Raw genomic sequence first — 17989 nt, forward strand, 5'->3', positions numbered from 1 at the left:
CGACGAGGTCCCGGAATCGGGCATCCATCAGCAATATGATCAGCGAGGGTACACCCGTGGAGAGAACGGATGTCGGGCGACGCCGTCCGCAGACCATCAGAGATGCGATATGATGTTCCGTCTGCCCTCCATACCGGTTGTCCGCAATCAATAAAGGGATGAAAATGGCCATCGGTCCGGCCCCCCGATTGACCCGGAAAAATCGCCTCGTCAGGATTGCCCCATGCAGACCATCGAACAGCCCTCGCCGTTGCCGCCCGGCGCCGATCCCGCTCCGGTTCCGGCCCATGTTCCCGCTTCGCTGGTGGTGGACTTCGACGCCTATCGGCCGATGAAGGACGCGTCCTTCTACCACGCGCCTTACGCGGAGTTGCAGGCAAACGCGCCGGAGATATTCTGGTCGCCCTATAACGGCGGTCACTGGGTCCTGACCCGGCGCGACCATCTGGCCGAGGCCTTCGCCGACCCGGCGCGCTTCACCTCCAGCCAGGGAGCATCGGTGGACAAGGTAGCCGCGCCCGGCGACCCGAAGCTCGCGCCTATCGAACTCGACCCGCCGGAACAGCAGAGCTTCCGGCGCCTGTTCGCGCCTGCCTTCTCCGTGCTTGCGCTCAAGGAGCGGGAAAAAGAGGCAAGGGCGCTCGCCGTTGAACTGATCGAGGATCTGCGGCCACGGGGCCGGTGTGAGTTCGTGACCGGCTTCGCGCAGCATCTGCCGATCAAGATCTTCATGAAGATGGTCGACCTGCCCGAGGAGGACCGGCTGACGCTTCTGCCGCTCGCCAATGCACAAGTGGCGGCGGACGCGCCCAAGGAAGAAAAGCTGGCCCTGCTTTTTGAATATGCGGGCAAATATGTCGCGGAACGCGCCGCCAGGCCGGGCGACGATCTGATCAGCCGGATCGCGACGGCTGAGATAGACGGTCGGCCGATCACCCTGCGGGAGGCGGTGGGCGTCTCGACCCTGCTGCTGATCGGCGGGCTGGACACGGTGGCGTCCATGATGGGGCATGTCATGCACTTCCTGGCCGGCTCGCCCGACCATCGGCGGCAACTGGCTGAGAATCCGTCCCTGTCCGGCGCGGCAGCGGAAGAGTTCCTGCGCCGCTTCGCTCTCACCAATCCGGGGCGTACCGTGGTGGCCGACATGGAGTTCCACGGCGTCACGATGCGTGCGGGCGACAAGCTGCTGCTCGCCACCCCTTTCGGCGCGGTCGATCCGCGCGACTATCCCGACCCGCTGCGTGTCGATTTCCAGCGAACGTCGAACAGCAAGACGACGTTTGGCGCGGGGCCGCATGTCTGCCCAGGGTCGATGCTGGCTCGTATCGAGCTGAAGATACTGCTGGAGGAATGGTTGCCGCGTATTCCGGATTTCCAGCTCGATCCGGACGATCCGCCCCGCTTTCGTACCGGCGTTAACGGCAGCGTGGAGCGCCTGCCCCTGACCTGGACGCCCTGAGCTGCGTCGTCAAAGACATCCCATTGCTGAAATCAGCGGGCGCGAGGCTTGGCCAGGCCGGGCATCGCCCTCACTATTTCCCGACATCGGAGGCGGAGCCCATGGACAATATCGATTTCAGCGGACAAGTCGCTGTGGTGACAGGCGCGGGCGGTGCGCTCGGTTCCGCCTTTTGCCGTGAGCTGGCGCGGCGCGGCGCGTCGGTGGTCGCGAACGATCTCGGCGGTTCGCCCACCGGGGCCGGCGGCTCACACGGCTATGCCGACGCGATCGCCTCCGAACTGCAGGACGGCGGCGGACGCGCCGTCGCCAATTATGACAGCGTGGCCACGGCCGCGGGCGGGCAGGCGATCATCGATGCCGCGCTCTCCGCCTTCGGCCGGGTCGACATCGTGATCAGTAATGCCGGCAATCAGCGCAACGGCGCCTTCGGAGAACTGACCGAGGAAGATATCGAAGCCGTCTATGCCGTCCATGCCAAGGGCGCCTTCTTCGTCTGCCAGCCCGCCTATCGCGAGATGGTGCGTCAGGGCTACGGCCGCCTCGTGCTGGTCAGCTCGCAATCGGGGATTTTCGGCAATCCCTTTCGCGCCAACTACGGCTCGGCCAAGACCGCCCTGATCGGACTGATGAACGTCATCGCGCAGGAAGCGCCGGAGGGTGTCGTCGTCAATACGCTGTTCCCCAATGCGCAGGGCGGGCGCCTCGGCGGCACGCCCTTGTCCGAGCGACCGGACGTTGCTTTCCTTCAGGCGGCCGGTGAACGCTCCCGCCATTTCGCGGAAGGCATGAAGCCGGACTTCGTCGCCGCCCTTGCCTGCTACATGGCCAGTCGTCAGTGCGACCGCTCGCAGAATATGTATTCCGTGCTCGGCGGCAAATATTCCCGGCTGTTCGTGGGCCTCACCGACGGCTGGTACAGTCCCGGCCCGGAAGCGCCGAGTGCGGATGATATCTTGGCTCACATCGACCGGATCGACGATCGGAACCACTACGCCGTCCCCCTCAGCGGCCTCGATGAAATGGACACGGTGCTCGAGGCGCGGCGCGCGCTCGGCCTGAGCGACGGATAAGTCCCGGCGGGACCCCGACAAGAAAACGACGCGCGGAGAGTGAATGTGGAGATGGCACACAAGCCGGAGCAGGACAGCACGGAGGACATCTCCCAGCTCCGCCTGATTCTCCACGAATGGCGCCTGTCATGGCGGCCTGGCATTGCTGGTCTGGTGGCCGGCTCCATCGGCTATTCGCTTTATGCCGCCGTTTCCAGCCTGTTCGTGGAGCCGTTGCAGGCGCAATTCGGCTGGTCGCGCGGCGACATCGCCTTCGTCCACAGTTTTGGCATCGTCACCGCCTTTGCGGCACCCGTGGTGGGTCGGCTGACCGACCGAAAAGGCGTCAAGCCGGTGCTGCTGCTGGGGCTGCTGGCGACGGCGCTGGGATATGTGCTGCTCTCGCAGATGCGCGGATCGCTTCTTTATTATTATGCGGCCTATTTCTGCTTCTCCATGGCTGGCATGGCGACGACGGGGATCACGGTGACGCGCATCCTGAGCGGAGCCTTCCACCGCACGCGCGGGACGGCTCTGGCCATCGGAAGATCGGGCCTCGCCCTGACGGGCGCGCTGATGCCGCTGTTGCTCTTTCCCGTGATAGTGCAGGCAGGCACGGCGGGCGGCTACTTGCTGCTGGGCGGGACCATATTGTTGCTGGCCGTGCCGCTCGTCTGGTTCTGGGTACCGTCGCGCGCTGCCGACCTGAAAGCGGGGCGTATCTCTGCCGTCGCCATGGCGGACCAATGGCGGGTGCTGCTCAATCAGCCCCGGATTCGGGTGCTGATCGCCGCCTCCGTCCTCAATTATGTGCCGGTCGTGTCGCTCCTTTCCCAAATGAAGCCGCTGGCCGTGTCCAAGGGGCTGGAGGCGGCGACCGCCGTGGGAGCAGTGTCGGTGATGGGCCTGGCCGCTGCCTGCGGGGCGCTGCTCAGCGGTGTGCTTGTCGATCGCTTCTGGGCGCCCGCCATTGCCTTCACCCTCAATATCCTTCCCGCGGCGGGCTGCCTTTTCCTGTTGGGCGGCGACGTGTCGCCACTCGTTTTCTATGCGGCGGTGCTGCTGATCGGACTGGGACAGGGCGCGGAGATCGACATCGTCGCCTTCATGATCGCACGTTATTTCGGCCTGCGCAGCTATGCGACCATCTACGGGCTGTCGACGCTCGGCATCGCACTCGGCGTGGCTTTCGGCGCGAGCATGATCGGCCAGGCCTATGACCTGTTTGGCGATTACAACTTCGCCATCATGGCGGCGTCAGCCTCCTTCGCGCTGGCTGCCGTCCTGTATCTTGCCATGGGCCGATACCCCGAGACTGTGCCCGATTGACGTCGGCATAGCACCGCCCCGCCGGTGGCACTCATGCAGGGGGCTGGTTCAGACCGCAACCGGGATCGAGGACAAGCGAGATGCAGTTCAAAGGGGATTTCTACCAGATCGGGGTCGTCGTCCATGACATAGATCGCGGCATGGAGCAGTATCACCGGCTGCTCGGCCTTGGTCCCTTCTGGCGGCTCGATACCGATTATGAAGGACGCTATCGCGACTGGCACGGCCGTTTCGCCAACAGGAACGCCTTCACGAAATGGGGCAATGTCTATCTGGAGATGGTGCAGCCCGTCATCGGCGAAGGCAATGCCAAGGAATGGCTTGAAACCCGGGGCGAGGGCATTTTCCATCTGGGCTATGCGGTCGACGACCTGACTCAGCAGCCCGGTGGCGCGGAATGTGTATTCGAAAGCTGGGGCGCGACGCTACCGGACGGCGATCCCGCCATTATCCACCTCGATACCGTGGCGCGCCTCGGCTATTTCGTGGAACTGTCCGACCGCGCACTCGTCAACAAGCTGAATGCGGGCATTGACCGCTTCCTTGCGGAACATGCCGGGGGGACGGGGACGTGAGCGGCCGGTTCGACGGGAAAGTCGCGGTAGTGACCGGCGCCGCGGCAGGCATCGGCCGCGCCTGCATGAATCGGCTGGCGGCCGAGGGCGCTACGGTGGTGGGACTGGACCGTGATGCGGCCAAGCTGCATCAGGCGGTTGCGGCTGCGCAGGGAACCGTGGTCGCGATGATGTGCGATATCGCTGATGCCGATGCTATCGCGACTACCGTGACGGGAATCATCGGGCGGTTCGGCGCGATTCACGTCCTGGTCAACAATGCGGGCATCGGCAACCGGCAGCGGGTCCGCCTGCATGAGCAGTCGCCGGAGGACTGGGACTGCGTGATGGCCGTCAACGTGCGCGGCATGTTCCTGACGCAGCGGGCCATCCTTCCCCATATGCTGCGCCAGGGCGGCGGTGCCATCGTTAACATGGCCTCGATCGGCAGCTATCGCGCCACGGCCTTGTCCAGCCCCTATATCACGTCCAAGGGCGCGGCGCTGATGATGACGCGCGCCACGGCCGTCGATTATGCGAAGGACAATATCCGGATCAACGCGGTCTGCCCCGGCACCACCAATACGGACATTCTCGCTGGCAGTTCGCAGGAGGTGATCGACATGCTGGTCGCCCGCGCGCCGCAGGGCGAGCTGGTCGAGCCGAAAGAAGTTGCCGCCCTGGTTGCCTTCCTTGCCTCCGATGAGGCGCCGCACATTACGGGCGGCAGCTATCTCATCGACGCGGGCCGCAGCGCTTCCTGAGGGGGATACGCGAACCGCGCTGTCATCGGCAGCCTTGCTTGGTTTGGAAGACCAACTCGACTATCGCGGAAATAGGTGAACTGGAGCGGAATTGCCTGAGCATTGCGGGGCGGCCTGCCGGGTAAGGAAACGATAGCTGTCGCGGCACCCGCCCCGCTATGAGCCGCGCCGCGCTCTACAGGACATGATGACTGGCCTGATGAAGGCGCCAGTGGCGCCTGTTCCGGTCCGTCCAGCACAACCTTGATGGTATCGCCGGGGCCTTGACCTCAATGCTCTGCCCGGATCACCATATCGCACGGCAACGCAGTAGAAATGCCGCATGCGGGAACGATAGTTCTTGTTGGTGCGAGGGAGAGGTGCAGTGACTCACGATGCCGAAGGCTATTTCCTGTCCTCGACAAATCCCGTCGCCAATGTCGACCAGCGAGACCTGGAAAAGCTGGCCATTCGCATGTTCGAGCGAGACGATGTAAAAGCCGCTCGCCTGCGCGCGGATATCATGTGGCGGCGGGTTGCCGACCGGCTGATGCCCGCTGACCAGATGGCGCTTCTCGACGATCATGTCTCCGACTATTGCTTCAGATGCACGATGGTCGCCGCCAATACCGACGCCAATCATCCGCGCGTGCTGCGCGTCTATACGCAGGGCGCGGAGTGGTTCGGGCACAAGGTGCCGGGGTCGAAATGGGGCGGGGACAATCCCGACAATGCCTACCGCATCATCCCCGTCGTGGCGGGTGGCAGCTATGAAGTGATCGGCCAGCGGCAGGTAGAGCCGTCCACCTACGTCACCTTCCAGCTGGTGGGGAACAGCACCACTTCGGCGACGCTCGCCTCGCTGGAGCAGATGGACATGGAGATCGCCGCGGACGGCAGCTATCGTCTGACGCTTGACGATACGCCTGCCGATGGGCGGCGCAATCACATGACCATCCCGGAAGGGACGCTGTATCTCTTCATCCGCGATTCCATGGGTGACTGGGAGACACAGGCACCCGATGCCCTGCGCGTGCGCCGCCTCAACCCGGCGACGCGTGTCCCCCTGAGCGAGGATGAGCTTGCGAAAACTGCGATCCACAACATCCTGTCCGATGTCTTCTACGCCCTTTATGCGCAGCGCCTGTTCTTCAACGGACCCCAGATGCTGACCCCGCCGGAAGGGGCCGGGTCCGTCGGCGGCCTGTTGACGCAGCAGGGAAGCCTCGGCCATTTCACCCTTGCGGAGGACGAGGCGATCGTTATCACCGCCAATGCGGCGGGCGCGACCTACAGGGACATCGTGCTGCACGACCTGTGGCTCCGGAGTCTTCCCAACCGCGACAACCAGATCAGCCTGACCAACGCGCAGATGATGCCCGACGCCGATGGGCGGTACACCTACGTCATCGCCATTGCCGATCCGGGCGTACACAACTGGCTCGACACTTGCGGCTTGCACGATGTGCTGGTGCTGCACCGCTGGCAGGGGTTCCCCGATCCCGACGCGCCGCCGCCAGCGATCGAAAGCCGCAGGGTGAAACTTGCCGAACTTGACGCTGCCTTGCAGCAAGGCGTGGCGCGCGTGACGGTGGAGGAGCGGGCCACCCAGATCGCGCGGCGGCAGGCGGCCTACGATCGGCGCTTTGCCGTGGACGACGATATCTGGGGTTCAGGCCAGGGCTGAACGTCGCCGTCGCAGCGGAATGTGCACCTCCATCCAGCGCATCTCTGATCAGTCGCACGGCGGCCTTGCCTGATTGCCGGGTCGTCGTGCCTAGTGGACGAATAAGGGTTTGGAGAAGCGGCGGATGATGATGGTTGTGACCGGGGCGACGGGCAGCCAGGGCGGAGCGGTGGTTCGCGCTCTGCGCGGCGCCGGCCTGCCCGTGCGGGTGCTGGTGCGGGACCCTGCATCCGATGCGGCGCGGGAACTGGCGGCGCTGGGCGCGGACCTCGCCCTCGGCAGCTTTGGCGATGCAGCTTCGCTTGACAGCGCCATGGCCGGCGCGGCGTCGGTGTTCTCCGTGCAGCCCGCACCCTTTGCCGATCCGGACAGCGAGCGCGATCAGGCACGCGCCCTCATCGGGGCCGCGCGGCGGGCGGGGGTGGATCACTTCATTCACAGTTCGGTGTCCAACACGGGTGATTTCCGCACCATGCCGGGCTGGGCGGAGGGCCGCTGGGCGCGCAATTATTGGGAGAGCAAGGCGGACGTGGAGGCCATGGTCAGGGATGCTGGCTTTCCCGTCCATAGCATCCTGCGCCCCGCCTTCATGATGGAGAATTTCGCGCTGCCCAAGGCGGCATGGATGTTCCCGGACCTTGCTCAGGGCCGGATCATGACGGCGATCGCGCCGGAGACGCGCATCGCCCTCATCGCGGCCGGCGACATTGGTGCGGCGGTAGTCGCGGTGCTCGCCGAACCGAATGCGTTCGGGGGGCAGCCGCTGGAAATGGCCGGGGACTGGCTGAGCCCGCCGGAGATCGCGGTGATCCTGGCTCGCGTGACGGGCCGCGGGGTCGTCGCTTCCACGCTGGACGCCGCGACGCTGATCGAGCGTGGACAAAACCCCGGCTGGGTCGAGACCCAGATTTGGATGAACAGCGTCGGCTATCCGGCCCGTCCCGCGATGATGGGGGCCGTGGGCCTGGTCCCGACCTGCTTTGCCGCATGGGCACAAAGTGCAGCGGCGACGATTCCGGTGGCGGGGTAGAGCGGGTGATGAAGACGGTTATCCTGGCGCGTGCCCCCGACGGAAAGCTAGGCGAAGCATGGCCCGGCTTCCTGTCCTGCCGCCCGTGGGCCGCGCAGGCGTCGCGCATCGCCGTGCAGGTCGGTATGCCATCAACGCCCGCACCGGCAGAGGCGCCGGAACCGCCGCTCTATGATGCAGTGATCGAACTTTGGTCCGACACCCCCCTGCCTCTTGCCGCCGACAGGGAACTTGCCGCGCGCGCCCTGCTGGATATTCGCGCGTCCCAGGAACTGGTGGCGAAAGGCACCGCGCCGGCGGTCGTCGGGGTAACGCCCGGGCTGTCGCAGCTTTCCTTCATTGCCGCGCTGCCGGGTTTGGCCCCCGCCGAATATCTGCGCCACTGGGGGGAGCATATCCCGCTCGCGACCGCCATCCACGTCGGTATGGACCGCTATGTGCAGGACCGGCTTTCGGCGGGCGAGGCCGGATGGTTCGGCATGGCACACCTGCATTTCCCCGATGACGCCGCATTGCGCGACGGCCTGTTCCGATCGGCCGAAGATGTCGCGGTAATCACTGACGATGTCGCGGAATTTGTCGGCGAATATGCCACGATGCTCGCCATCGAGCATGTCGTGAAATCCTGATGAATCGAAGGAGCAGCCAGTGGATCTGGGACTGAGAGGAAAGCGCGCGCTCGTCACGGGCAGCAGTTTAGGCATCGGCGCGGGCATCGCGCATATGCTGGCGGCGGAAGGCTGCGCGGTCGTCGTCCATGGCCGCGACCGCGATCGTGCGGAGGCGGTGGGACGGGAAATAGGCGCGGCCGCCGTCGCCATCGGTGATCTTGCGACGGATGAGGGCGCGAATGCCGTCGCCGCTGTGGCGGGGACAGTCGACATTCTCGTCAACAATGCGGGCGGCGCGGCGGGAACCTCCGCCATGACCTGGGAGGCTGTCGATGAGGCGGGATGGATGGCAACTTATCAGCTCAACGCCATCACCGCCGCGCGCCTGATCCGCCGCTTGCTGCCGGGGATGAAAGCAACGGGCTGGGGCCGGATCATCAATATCGCCAGCGCGGCCGGCACGCAGCCCATTGCCTTCGGACCCGACTATGGCGCGGCGAAAGGCGCCATGCTCAACATGACGGTCAGCCTCGCCAAGGCCCTCGGCGACTGCGGCATCACTGCGAACAGCATCAGTCCCGGCGCGATAATGACCCCCGCCGTCGAGTCGTGGCTCGGCAGCCTGCGCGCGACCATGGGCTGGGGTGACATAACGCTGGCGGAGGCGGAGAAGCGAATGACGCGAGAGATCACGCCGATTCCCGTCGGCCGCGTGGGCCGCGTTGAGGATATCGCGCATGTGGTCTGCATGATCGCCAGTCCGGCGTCGGGCTATATGACGGGTGCGAATGTCCGCGTCGACGGGGGACAGGTCCAGAGCGTCAATTGAGAGATTTCAGGAGATAGGGATGACGGAAGCACTACGTTTCGACGGCCGCGTGGCCATCATAACGGGCGCGGGCAATGGCCTGGGCAAGGACTATGCGCTGGAACTGGCGCGGCGGGGCGCAAGGGTCGTCGTGAATGACCTGGGCGGCAGCGGCGCGGGTGTCGGCGCCTCAACCAACGCCGCCGATCTGGTGGCCGAGGAGATCCGCGACGCTGGCGGGAAGGCGGTCGCCAATTATGACAGCGTGTCCACGCGGGAGGGCGGCGCGGCTATCGTGCAAAGCGCTCTGGACGCATTCGGAAAGCTGGACATCTGCATCAACAATGCCGGTTTCCTGCGCAACGGCCGCTTCGAGGACCTGACGGATCAGCAGATCGACGCGATCATCGACGTGCATCTCAAGGGGGCCTTCTACGTCGCCCAACCCGCCTATCGCACCATGCGGCAGAACGGCTATGGCCGCTTCCTGTTCACCGGCTCCGCCTCCGCCATGTTCGGCCATGCCTGGCAGGCCAATTACGCCGCGGCCAAGGGCGGGCTGATGGGCCTGAGCCATGTCGTCGCGATCGAGGGTTCCGCTTATGGCATCACTTCCAATCTGCTGATGCCCACGGCCCAGTCCCGCCTGGCGGACGAGATGGACACCGGCTTCATGGAAATCCCGGCCTTCGCGCAATCCGTGACGAGCGCGGATTATGCTGCCAGTGCCGACCGGATTGAGGTGCCGTTCAACACGCCGTTGGCCGTCTATCTGGTCAGCGAACAGTGCGCTTCCACCCACGACATCTACACCGCCAACAGCGGCCGCTATGCAAAGGTCCGCATCTGCGCCGCCGATGGCTGGGTCGCGCCGATGGGCAGCACGCCTCCCGTGGCGGAAGATATCGCCGCGCATTTCGGCCGGATTTGCGACAGCGACATCCATCACGAGCCACTGACCGTCTATGACGAGTTTACGGCGGTGGCCAAGGCCGCGCGGCGACAGGGCGTGATCTGAAAGACGGTTCGCGGAACACTCGCCGCGATCAGCCGCGATTGAGAAGCAGCGGCCCCTGCGGCCAAAGGGAGGAAAAGCGCATGACGGGCGAAAGGCGCTGGTTCATAACCGGCATATCGAGCGGTATCGGACAAGCGCTGGCGCACGCTGCCTTGGCTGCTGGCGACAGCGTGATCGGCACCGCCCGGGACGACAACACGATTGCCCGGTTCGAGGAAAGCTCGCCCGGCCGTGCCATCGGCATTCGGCTGGATGTCAGCCGCCTCGCCGATATCGCGGGCGCGGTGGACCGAGCCTTGACGCACGGGCCGGTCGACATCCTCGTCAACAATGCCGGGCAAAGCCTGTTCGGCGCCTTCGAGGAAGTTCCGGTCGAGGAAGCCCGCGCCCTGTTCGACGTCAATGTCTTTGGTCCATGGGCGCTGGCGCGTGCCATGCTGCCGCATTTCCGGGCGCGCGGCGCCGGGCAGTTCGTGCATGTCTCCTCCGGGTGCGGGTTGAACGGCACGCCTGGCCTTAGCGCCTATTGCGCGAGCAAGTTCGCGCTGGAAGGGTTCAGCGAGACTTTGGCTCTGGAGATCGCCGGCTTTGGCCTGCGCGTGATGATCGTCGAACCTGGAGCAGTCGCCACGCGTTTCATCAGCCATGGCACACGGGAGGCAGGCAGCCCTATCGAGGCCTATGCCGCCCTTTCCGGTTCCGGCAAGGCGATGCTGGAGGGCTATTATGCTACCGCTGCCTCCACGCCGGAAAGCGTGGCCGACGCCATAATGGCCGCGCTTGCCGCTCCCGAGCCGCCGCTGCGGTTGCTGGTCGGTGACGACGGGCGGCCTGCGGTGCTCCAGAAGGCCGATCATCTGCGGATGATCGCCGGCGGTTGAGCCCCGTGCCGCCTAAGGGGTCAGGATGATCTTGCCGCCCGCACCGCCGCTGTCGACCAGGCGTTGTGCTTCGGCCGCCTCCGCAAGCGGCATGGTCTTCGCGATGGGTACCTCCAGTGCGCCGGTCACGACGGCCGCCGCCAGCCGTTGCAAGGCCGCGCCATTGGGCTGAACGGCGTAGAACTCCGGCGCGGCGGGCAGGTTCGCCGCCTCGATGGGCGTCGTGGCGACGGTAACGATCCGGCCGCCGGGCTTCAAATGCAGGCAGAGCTGGCCCACCGCCTCGCCGCCTACGGTATCGAGCACATGGTCGAAGGGTGCGCCGGTCCATGCCTCCTCGCCAAGTGCGACGACCTCGTCCGCGCCCTGCGCCATGGCCACTGCGCGATGGCCGGCGCGCACGGCTGCCACGACATGCGCGCGCCGCGCCTTTGCCGCGCGCATGGCGAAGCGTCCCACTGCGCCGGCCGCCCCGGTGATCAGCAGGCGATCCCCCGCCTTCAGATCGAGCGCGTCCTCCGCCATCTGCGTTCCGGTCAGGCCCGCCGTGGGAATGGCGGCCGCCTCTGCAAAGGCCAGCGCGTCCGGCATGATCACGAACTGCCCTGCAGGCGCAGCGACGTACTCGGCATAGCCGCCCTTGCGGAAGGGATCGAGCATACCGAATACCCGCGTTCCGGCTGGGAACCCAGCCCCGGATTCCACCTCGCCCGCCACATCATAGCCCAGCACATGCGGAAAACTTACCGGCGCGAAGTCGGCAAACATGCCGGCGCGCCATTTGCCGTCGGCCGGGTTCACGGCCGCCGCCCTGATCCTGACCAATGTTTCGCCCTTTCCAGGCACCGGCCGTGGCAGTTGGGCCATCTCGAGAACATCCGCCCCGCCATAACCGTTCATGATGATCGCGCGCATCGTCTTCCCCTCAATGTGATCAGCCGGGCGATGCATCTTTGCTCCAGCCCTGTCTGACTATTCGATTCTCCTCTCTCGGCCCGTAGTGCCAGGCAAGCGTCGCAGCATAGCCATCACGATCATGATGATTGGCTAGCTCAATGGGTTGTCCCGACCATCGCCGCTACGCTGCCGAGGCGAAGCGAGACCGGGAGAGCATGATGCAGAGACTGAAGGGCAAGGTTGCGGTGGTGACAGGGGCCGGACGCAATATCGGCCGGGCCGAGGCGATGCTGCTGGCCGAACAGGGCGCCAAGGTCGTCGTCAACGACCTGGGCGGCGGAGCCTATGGCACGGAGACGGGTGACGCCTCCCTAGCGGACCAGGTGGCGCAGGAAATCCGCGCCGCAGGCGGCGAGGCGGTCGCGCAGCATAGCAGCGTCGCCACGCGTGAGGGTGCGGAGGCTACCATCCGGCAGGCGATCGACAGCTTTGGCCGCATCGACATCCTCGTCAACAATGCCGGCATCGTGCGCCCCGCACGCATCGACCGGATGACCGATCAGGACTGGACGCTGTGCATGGACGTCAGCCTGACGGCCAGCTTTCACACCTGCCGCGCGGCGGCGGCGCACATGATCGCGCAGCGGTCGGGGGTCATCGTCAACACCGGATCGCCCTCCGGCTTCGGTCATTGGGGCATGGCCAATTACGCGGCGGCCAAGGAAGGCCTGCTGGGCTTCACGCGCAGCATCGCCCGCGACCTTGGCGAGTTCGGTATCCGCTGCCACCTTATCCGCCCCGTCTCGCACCTGACCGGCACGCACACGCCGGAAATCGACGAGACGATCGCCGAGTCCGCGCGGCTCGGCATCCCGCTCTTGTGGAACAAGCCCATGGCCGCTCCGCGCATGACCGCACTGCCGGAGCATGTCGCGGCACTGGTCGTTTGGCTGTGCAGCGATGCGGCGGGGCATATCAGCGGCCGCGATTTCTATATCCAGGGAGACGAGGTCGCCGTAATCCCTGAACCGGAGGCGATCCGCACCAGCATAAACCCCGGCGGCTGGACTCTGGATGCCTTCGACGACGAGGCCAACCGTTCCTATCTGTTCGGGGATATAAGGAACCGCTTCATCCGTCGGGATTAGATGGGTCCAATGGGCGGCGCGTGATGATCCACCGCCGCCCAGGCAAAGCGCGGTGCGGTGGCGGTGTTGTTCTCCTCCGCCTGCCATTCGACCGGGTTCACCATCCAGTAGAACAGGCCATAGACGATGTGCGCGCGAATCGCCTCCCAGGCCGTGGTCTCGTCCGGAGCGTCGGCCACGCCATGCCGGACAAGCGCGGCGAGATAACCGGCGATCAGGTCCCTCTCCCATGTCCGGCGGTCGAGCCGATCGAGCGCGGAGATATAGAAATACGCGACGTCGTGCGCCCAGTGCCCGCGCCGGGTCGTCTGCCAGTCGAGAAAGCCGGGTCGCCCGTCCCTGGCGATGTACATATTGCCCAGATGGGCGTCGCCATGGATCACACAGACCGGCTCGCCCTGTCCATAACGGCGCAGCGCCTGAAGCGCGCGCTGCATGGTTTCCCGATCCCGGCACGCCTCCGGCACCGCCAAGGCGCGCGGCAGGCCCATATAATGCGCCCAGGTTTCGGGCTGGAGCTGCCCCCGCCCGAAATCGCCCCACGCCTCGTCCGGCAACGGATCATGCCGCATCAGCCATCCCAGCTCGCCATCGTCCGCCAGCGCCGGGCTGTTCCACCAGCGGGCATGAAGCGCGGCGAGATCGTCGAGAAACGCTGCGGCCTGCTGCCGCCCCATGGGCTTTTGCATGCGGCAGATGTCGGCGCCCGCGGTGCGCAGATCCTCCATCACCACCACGCCCTGATCGTCATTGGCGGCCGCATAAAATACATGGGGCAGGCCGATCGGGAGCCGTGGTGCCAGTTCGGCAAAGAAGCGCGCCTCCGTCTGGTAGCAGAATTTCACCAGCTCGCGATGTTCGGCGAGCCCTGCCTTGATACAGAGCCGATCGGGCAGCCCCGCACCTTGCCCCACCGCATTGTATGTGACGGAAACCATCATCTTGGTACCCGTGCCCCAGAGGATGTCCGTGATGTCGAGCCGTTCGACGGCGAGACCGGGATGATGACCGGACAACGCCTCGCCCAGCCAGCGCGCCGTCACATCCTCGGGGACCAGCGGCAGCCAGGGCGCAGCCGTCATCTCACACTCTCCCTTTCTCTTGCTTCATGACCAGAGCCTATCGGCGGATAATCTCGCGGCAAGGGTGCAAAGCGGATCGGCAAAAGGCATCGCCTATCTGCTCGGCCGTATCCGGGGACTTCGACGAGGCGCCCTGCCCTCTGTACTGTGTAGTGGTCACTTGATAATATGCCGGCGCCGGGCATGGCTCCGTGCGACAAGGAGAGGCGACCGCGATGAAGACGACTGTGGCGAGCAAGGCCAACGACGCCGTGCAGCAAGTGCTGGACAGGCTGGTGGCCGAGGGCAGGGAGATCGGCGTTCAGGTCTGCGCCTGGCAGGGCGAGGAACAGATCGTCGATTGCTGGGCCGGCCTCGCCGATGCGGAAAGCGGCGTGCCGGTCGACGGCGATACCTTGTTCAATGTCTATTCGGTGTCCAAGGCCGTGACCGCCACCGCCATGCACATCCAGGTCGAGCGCGGGCTGGTGGATTATGATGCGCCCGTCGCCGCCTATTGGCCCGACTTCGCCCAGGCTGGTAAGGGCGATGTCACGGTCCGGCAGGTGCTGAGCCATGTCTCCGGCGTGCTGCGAATGCCGTCCGACGTGACGCCCGAGCTGATGACCAACTGGGACTGGATGTGCGGCCGCATCGCGGAAATGCCCGGCGCCTACCCGGCAGGCAGCCGCTCCTCCTATCAGTCGATGACGTTCGGCTGGCTGATCGGCGAGGTCGTCCGGCGCACCGATCCGAAGCGCCGCCCGTTCGGCCAGTTCATCCGGCAGGAAATCGCGGAACCGCTGGGCGCGACCGACCTGTGGATGGGCATTCCCGGCGCGGTCGAGCCGCGCGTCGCGAAGCTTGACGACGTCGCCGTCTATATCGCCCCCGACGGCAATGCCATGCGCGAGGCGCAGCCGCTGATCGTCGACCTGATGCCTGATCCCTTCGAGCGTCCCTATGTCCGCCGCGCCTGCATCCCGGCGGTGGGCGGCATCTTCAACGCGCGGAGCGAGGCGCGTTTCTGGGCGATGCTGGCCAATGGCGGGCAACTGAACGGCGTACGCCTGCTGTCGGAAGAGCGGGTCGCCGGTTTCGCTGCTCCCCGCCCCCATTTCGAGGACGTGGATCCGGTCTTCTTTGGCATGAAGGTGCCGATCGGCTGGGCGGGCTTCTGGCTCGGCGGAGCTGAGGCGCCACCGGTTTCCGCCCCACGGAACATGCGGGCGCTGTGCCATCCGGGCATGGGCGGGTCCATCGGCTGGGCCGACCCCGACCTGAAGCTGGCCGTGGCGTTTTGCCACAATCGCATGTTCGACACGGTCAATATCGAGGAGGACAGCCGCACCATCGTCGGCGACGCTATCCGGGGCGCCTTGTGACCATGACGGCGAACTGGGATTATATCATCGTGGGCGCCGGCTCGGCGGGCTGCGTTCTGGCCGACCGTCTCTCGGCCAGTCCGTCGAACAGGGTGCTGCTGCTGGAGGCCGGGCCGAAGGACAGGAGCCTCTTCATCCACATGCCGCGCGGGGCGGCGAAGCTCTATACCGATCCCAGGCACGTCTGGTATTTCCAGACAGAGGGTCATGGCGACGTACCGTCCGAGACCTGGATACGCGGCAAGATGCTGGGCGGCTCCTCCTCCGTCAACGGCATGATGTATTTCCGGGGCCAGCCGGAGGACTATGATCATTGGCAGGCGCTGGGTGCCAGAGGCTGGGGCTGGGACAAGGTCGGCCCCGCCTTCCGCGCGATGGAAGGGCATGAACTGGGCACGGACGAGGTGCGCGGCGGCGACGGGCCGTTACGCATCTCCGTCGAACCCGATCATGATCCACTGACCGAAGCTTTTATTGCGGCCTGTGAGCAGATGGGCCTGCCGCGCGTGGCCGACCTCAGCCGCTCTGGCCGCGAGGGCGTCAGCTATACCAGCCGCACCATCTGGAAGGGCAAGCGCCAGAGTTCGGCGCAGGCTTTCCTGAAGCGCGCGCGCAGCCGTCCCAACCTGCGCATCGTCACCGGCGCGGCGGTCGACAAGGTACTGTTCGACGGTCAACGCGCCATCGGCGTGCGCGCGACCGTCAACGGTGCGTCGGAGGAATTTCTGAGCGGGCGGGAAGTCATCCTGTCGGCGGGCGCGCTGATGTCGCCGCAAATCCTGCAGCGGTCCGGCGTTGGCGCCGGCGCGCTGCTCTCCGGACTGGGCATCCCAGTCGTGGCCAACAGCCCCGGCGTGGGCGAACATATGCTGGAGCACCGGCTGCTCTCGATGATGTACGACATCAAGCAGCCGTACAGCCATAATCTCCAGCTTCGCGGGCTGAGGCTCGTCGGCAATGTTCTGCGCTATTACCTCAAAGGCTCCGGCCCGATGGCAGCGGGCTATGGCAATGTCGGTGCCTTTGCGCGCGTCCTGCCGGAATCGGAGACGCCGGATATCGAAATATTGCTTTCTCCTGCCGTCGCCCTTCCCGACGCGAGGGGCAATCTGATCCCCGATACGGTGCATAGCATCACTCTGTTCGGCTATCCACTGCGGTCGCGAAGCGAAGGATCGGTGAAGATCACCTCCGCCGCCGCCGATGCGCCTGCAAGCATCCGCGCGGGATATCTCACCGACCCCTATGACTGCGCGGTCACGGTCGCCATGCACCGCTATCTTCGCAAACTCATGGCGCAGCCCGCGCTCGCACCCCTGATCGCGGGCGAACGGGAGCCGACGCGCTCGCTGGAGACGGACGAGGAGATACTGGCGGCTTTCCGCCGGATCGGCCAGGCCGGCTATCATGCCTGCGGCACCTGCCGCATGGGCGACTTCGAAGACGCGGTGCTGGACGAGAAACTGCGCGTTCGCGGAGTGAACGGATTGCGGGTCGTGGACGGCTCGATTATGCCGACCATGGTGTCCGCCAACACCAACGGACCGATCATGGCTTCGGCCTGGCGGGCGGCGGATCTGATCCTGGAGGACCGGAATTATTGACGCGGTGAAGGCAAAGGAAGCAGCGGCGAAGATCGACGGGCCGGCCCGCCAGCGCCGCAAGCGCAGGAGCCGCGAGGATGTCGTGCAGCGCATCCGCGAAGCGGCCCGGCAATTGTTCGCCGAGCGCGGCTATGCAGCGGCGACCACCAGGGAAATCGCCCGCCTCGCCGACGTCAGCGAAACCCTGTTGTTCCGCTATTATGGCGACAAGGCCACGCTGTTCAGCGAGGTGGTGACGGAGCCGTTCCAAAAGCTGATGGACGATTTTGTCCAGCGCAATCCCGATCCGAAATTCACCGGCACGCGCGAGGAGGATACGCGTCGTTTCACCCGTCAGGTGTTCGAGCTTTTCGAGGCCAATGAGGAGATGTTTCGCGCCCTGATGGCTGGACCGCGTGTGTCGGGCGGCAATGACGGGGCCTCGGGCTTCGCGGGCCTTTCCGCCTTTTTTCATGAGTCCGTCGATCAGGTGAGCGCCCTCTACGAAGCCGCCGGGATGGAGCCGTCCTTCGACCTCAGGATCGGTGTGCGCCTGGGCTTTGGCATGATCGCATCCAGCGTGCTGATGCGCGATTCGCTTTTCCCCGACTGGACGCCGGATCGCAACGCGATGATCCATGCGCTGGAAGAGCTGGTGGCACGCTCTCTGGCCGGGCCCGCCGATTGACAAAAGGGCTCCGCGAATCTATGTAGTGATTGCTTCATAGAAAGGCGACAGG

At 65.5% G+C, this 17989-nt stretch carries 17 protein-coding genes; 15 read left to right on the forward strand and 2 right to left on the reverse strand.

The genetic code is table 11. From position 1 onward, the window contains the following. Positions 1-223: 223 nt before the first annotated feature. The 11 genes from IEX32_RS10890 to IEX32_RS10940 all read left to right on the forward strand — a co-directional run bounded on the left by IEX32_RS10890 (position 224) and on the right by IEX32_RS10940 (position 11175). Positions 224-1462, forward strand: coding sequence for a cytochrome P450 (locus tag IEX32_RS10890; RefSeq protein ID WP_188771394.1), 1239 nt, complete (start codon positions 224-226; stop codon positions 1460-1462). A 101-nt stretch (positions 1463-1563) separates the two neighbouring features. Continuing rightward, complete coding sequence (locus tag IEX32_RS10895) at positions 1564-2535, forward strand: SDR family NAD(P)-dependent oxidoreductase (protein ID WP_188771396.1); 972 nt, start codon at positions 1564-1566, stop codon at positions 2533-2535. A gap of 51 nt (positions 2536-2586) precedes the next feature. Further along, the gene (locus IEX32_RS10900) at positions 2587-3843 is read left to right on the forward strand and encodes an MFS transporter (RefSeq protein ID WP_188771398.1); all 1257 of its coding nucleotides are present in this window, start codon (positions 2587-2589) and stop codon (positions 3841-3843) included. Between the two features lie 80 nt (positions 3844-3923). After that, on the forward strand, positions 3924-4418 hold the full coding sequence (locus IEX32_RS10905; protein WP_188771400.1) for a VOC family protein: 495 nt from the start codon (positions 3924-3926) through the stop codon (positions 4416-4418). Further along, on the forward strand, positions 4415-5161 hold the full coding sequence (locus IEX32_RS10910; protein ID WP_188771402.1) for an SDR family NAD(P)-dependent oxidoreductase: 747 nt from the start codon (positions 4415-4417) through the stop codon (positions 5159-5161). The genes IEX32_RS10905 and IEX32_RS10910 overlap by 4 nt, the downstream gene beginning before the upstream one ends. A gap of 364 nt (positions 5162-5525) precedes the next feature. After that, complete coding sequence (locus IEX32_RS10915; RefSeq protein WP_188771404.1) at positions 5526-6827, forward strand: hypothetical protein; 1302 nt, start codon at positions 5526-5528, stop codon at positions 6825-6827. Between the two features lie 124 nt (positions 6828-6951). Continuing rightward, positions 6952-7857: an NmrA family NAD(P)-binding protein gene (locus tag IEX32_RS10920; protein ID WP_188771406.1), complete on the forward strand. Its 906-nt coding sequence runs from the start codon at positions 6952-6954 to the stop codon at positions 7855-7857. 8 nt (positions 7858-7865) lie between these two features. Then, the gene (locus tag IEX32_RS10925; RefSeq protein ID WP_188771408.1) at positions 7866-8486 is read left to right on the forward strand and encodes an EthD domain-containing protein; all 621 of its coding nucleotides are present in this window, start codon (positions 7866-7868) and stop codon (positions 8484-8486) included. A gap of 19 nt (positions 8487-8505) precedes the next feature. Beyond that, a complete protein-coding gene (locus IEX32_RS10930) occupies positions 8506-9297 on the forward strand; it encodes an SDR family NAD(P)-dependent oxidoreductase (RefSeq protein WP_188771410.1) in 792 nt (263 codons plus the stop codon). A gap of 19 nt (positions 9298-9316) precedes the next feature. Then, positions 9317-10294 carry an SDR family NAD(P)-dependent oxidoreductase gene (locus IEX32_RS10935; protein WP_188771412.1) on the forward strand — a complete coding sequence of 326 codons (978 nt, stop codon included), beginning with the start codon at positions 9317-9319 and terminating at the stop codon, positions 10292-10294. Between the two features lie 80 nt (positions 10295-10374). Continuing rightward, positions 10375-11175: an SDR family NAD(P)-dependent oxidoreductase gene (locus IEX32_RS10940; RefSeq protein ID WP_188771414.1), complete on the forward strand. Its 801-nt coding sequence runs from the start codon at positions 10375-10377 to the stop codon at positions 11173-11175. A 12-nt stretch (positions 11176-11187) separates the two neighbouring features. Here IEX32_RS10940 and IEX32_RS10945 read toward each other — a convergent pair whose 3' ends face one another. Further along, a complete protein-coding gene (locus tag IEX32_RS10945) occupies positions 11188-12090 on the reverse strand; it encodes an NADP-dependent oxidoreductase (protein ID WP_188771416.1) in 903 nt (300 codons plus the stop codon). 200 nt (positions 12091-12290) lie between these two features. Here IEX32_RS10945 and IEX32_RS10950 point away from each other — a divergent pair, with 200 nt between their 5' ends. After that, entirely contained in the window at positions 12291-13220 is a 930-nt protein-coding gene (locus IEX32_RS10950) for an SDR family NAD(P)-dependent oxidoreductase (protein ID WP_188771418.1), read from the forward strand. Here the strand turns inward: IEX32_RS10950 and IEX32_RS10955 are convergent. Further along, positions 13217-14302 carry a phosphotransferase gene (locus IEX32_RS10955; protein ID WP_188771420.1) on the reverse strand — a complete coding sequence of 362 codons (1086 nt, stop codon included), beginning with the start codon at positions 14300-14302 and terminating at the stop codon, positions 13217-13219. The genes IEX32_RS10950 and IEX32_RS10955 overlap by 4 nt on opposite strands. 215 nt (positions 14303-14517) lie before the next feature. Here IEX32_RS10955 and IEX32_RS10960 point away from each other — a divergent pair, with 215 nt between their 5' ends. The 3 genes from IEX32_RS10960 to IEX32_RS10970 are packed head-to-tail and all read left to right on the forward strand — an operon-like array spanning position 14518 to position 17937. Next, the gene (locus IEX32_RS10960; RefSeq protein WP_188771422.1) at positions 14518-15666 is read left to right on the forward strand and encodes a serine hydrolase domain-containing protein; all 1149 of its coding nucleotides are present in this window, start codon (positions 14518-14520) and stop codon (positions 15664-15666) included. Positions 15667-15668: 2 nt separating this feature from the next. Continuing rightward, positions 15669-17270 (forward strand): GMC family oxidoreductase, encoded by a 1602-nt coding sequence (locus tag IEX32_RS10965; RefSeq protein WP_188771423.1) that lies wholly within the window; start codon positions 15669-15671, stop codon positions 17268-17270. A gap of 4 nt (positions 17271-17274) precedes the next feature. Next, entirely contained in the window at positions 17275-17937 is a 663-nt protein-coding gene (locus IEX32_RS10970; protein ID WP_229736321.1) for a TetR/AcrR family transcriptional regulator, read from the forward strand. Positions 17938-17989: the final 52 nt, after the last annotated feature.

This window comes from Novosphingobium endophyticum, assembly GCF_014640675.1.
In the GTDB taxonomy this organism is placed as follows: Bacteria; Pseudomonadota; Alphaproteobacteria; order Sphingomonadales; family Sphingomonadaceae; genus Novosphingobium; species Novosphingobium endophyticum.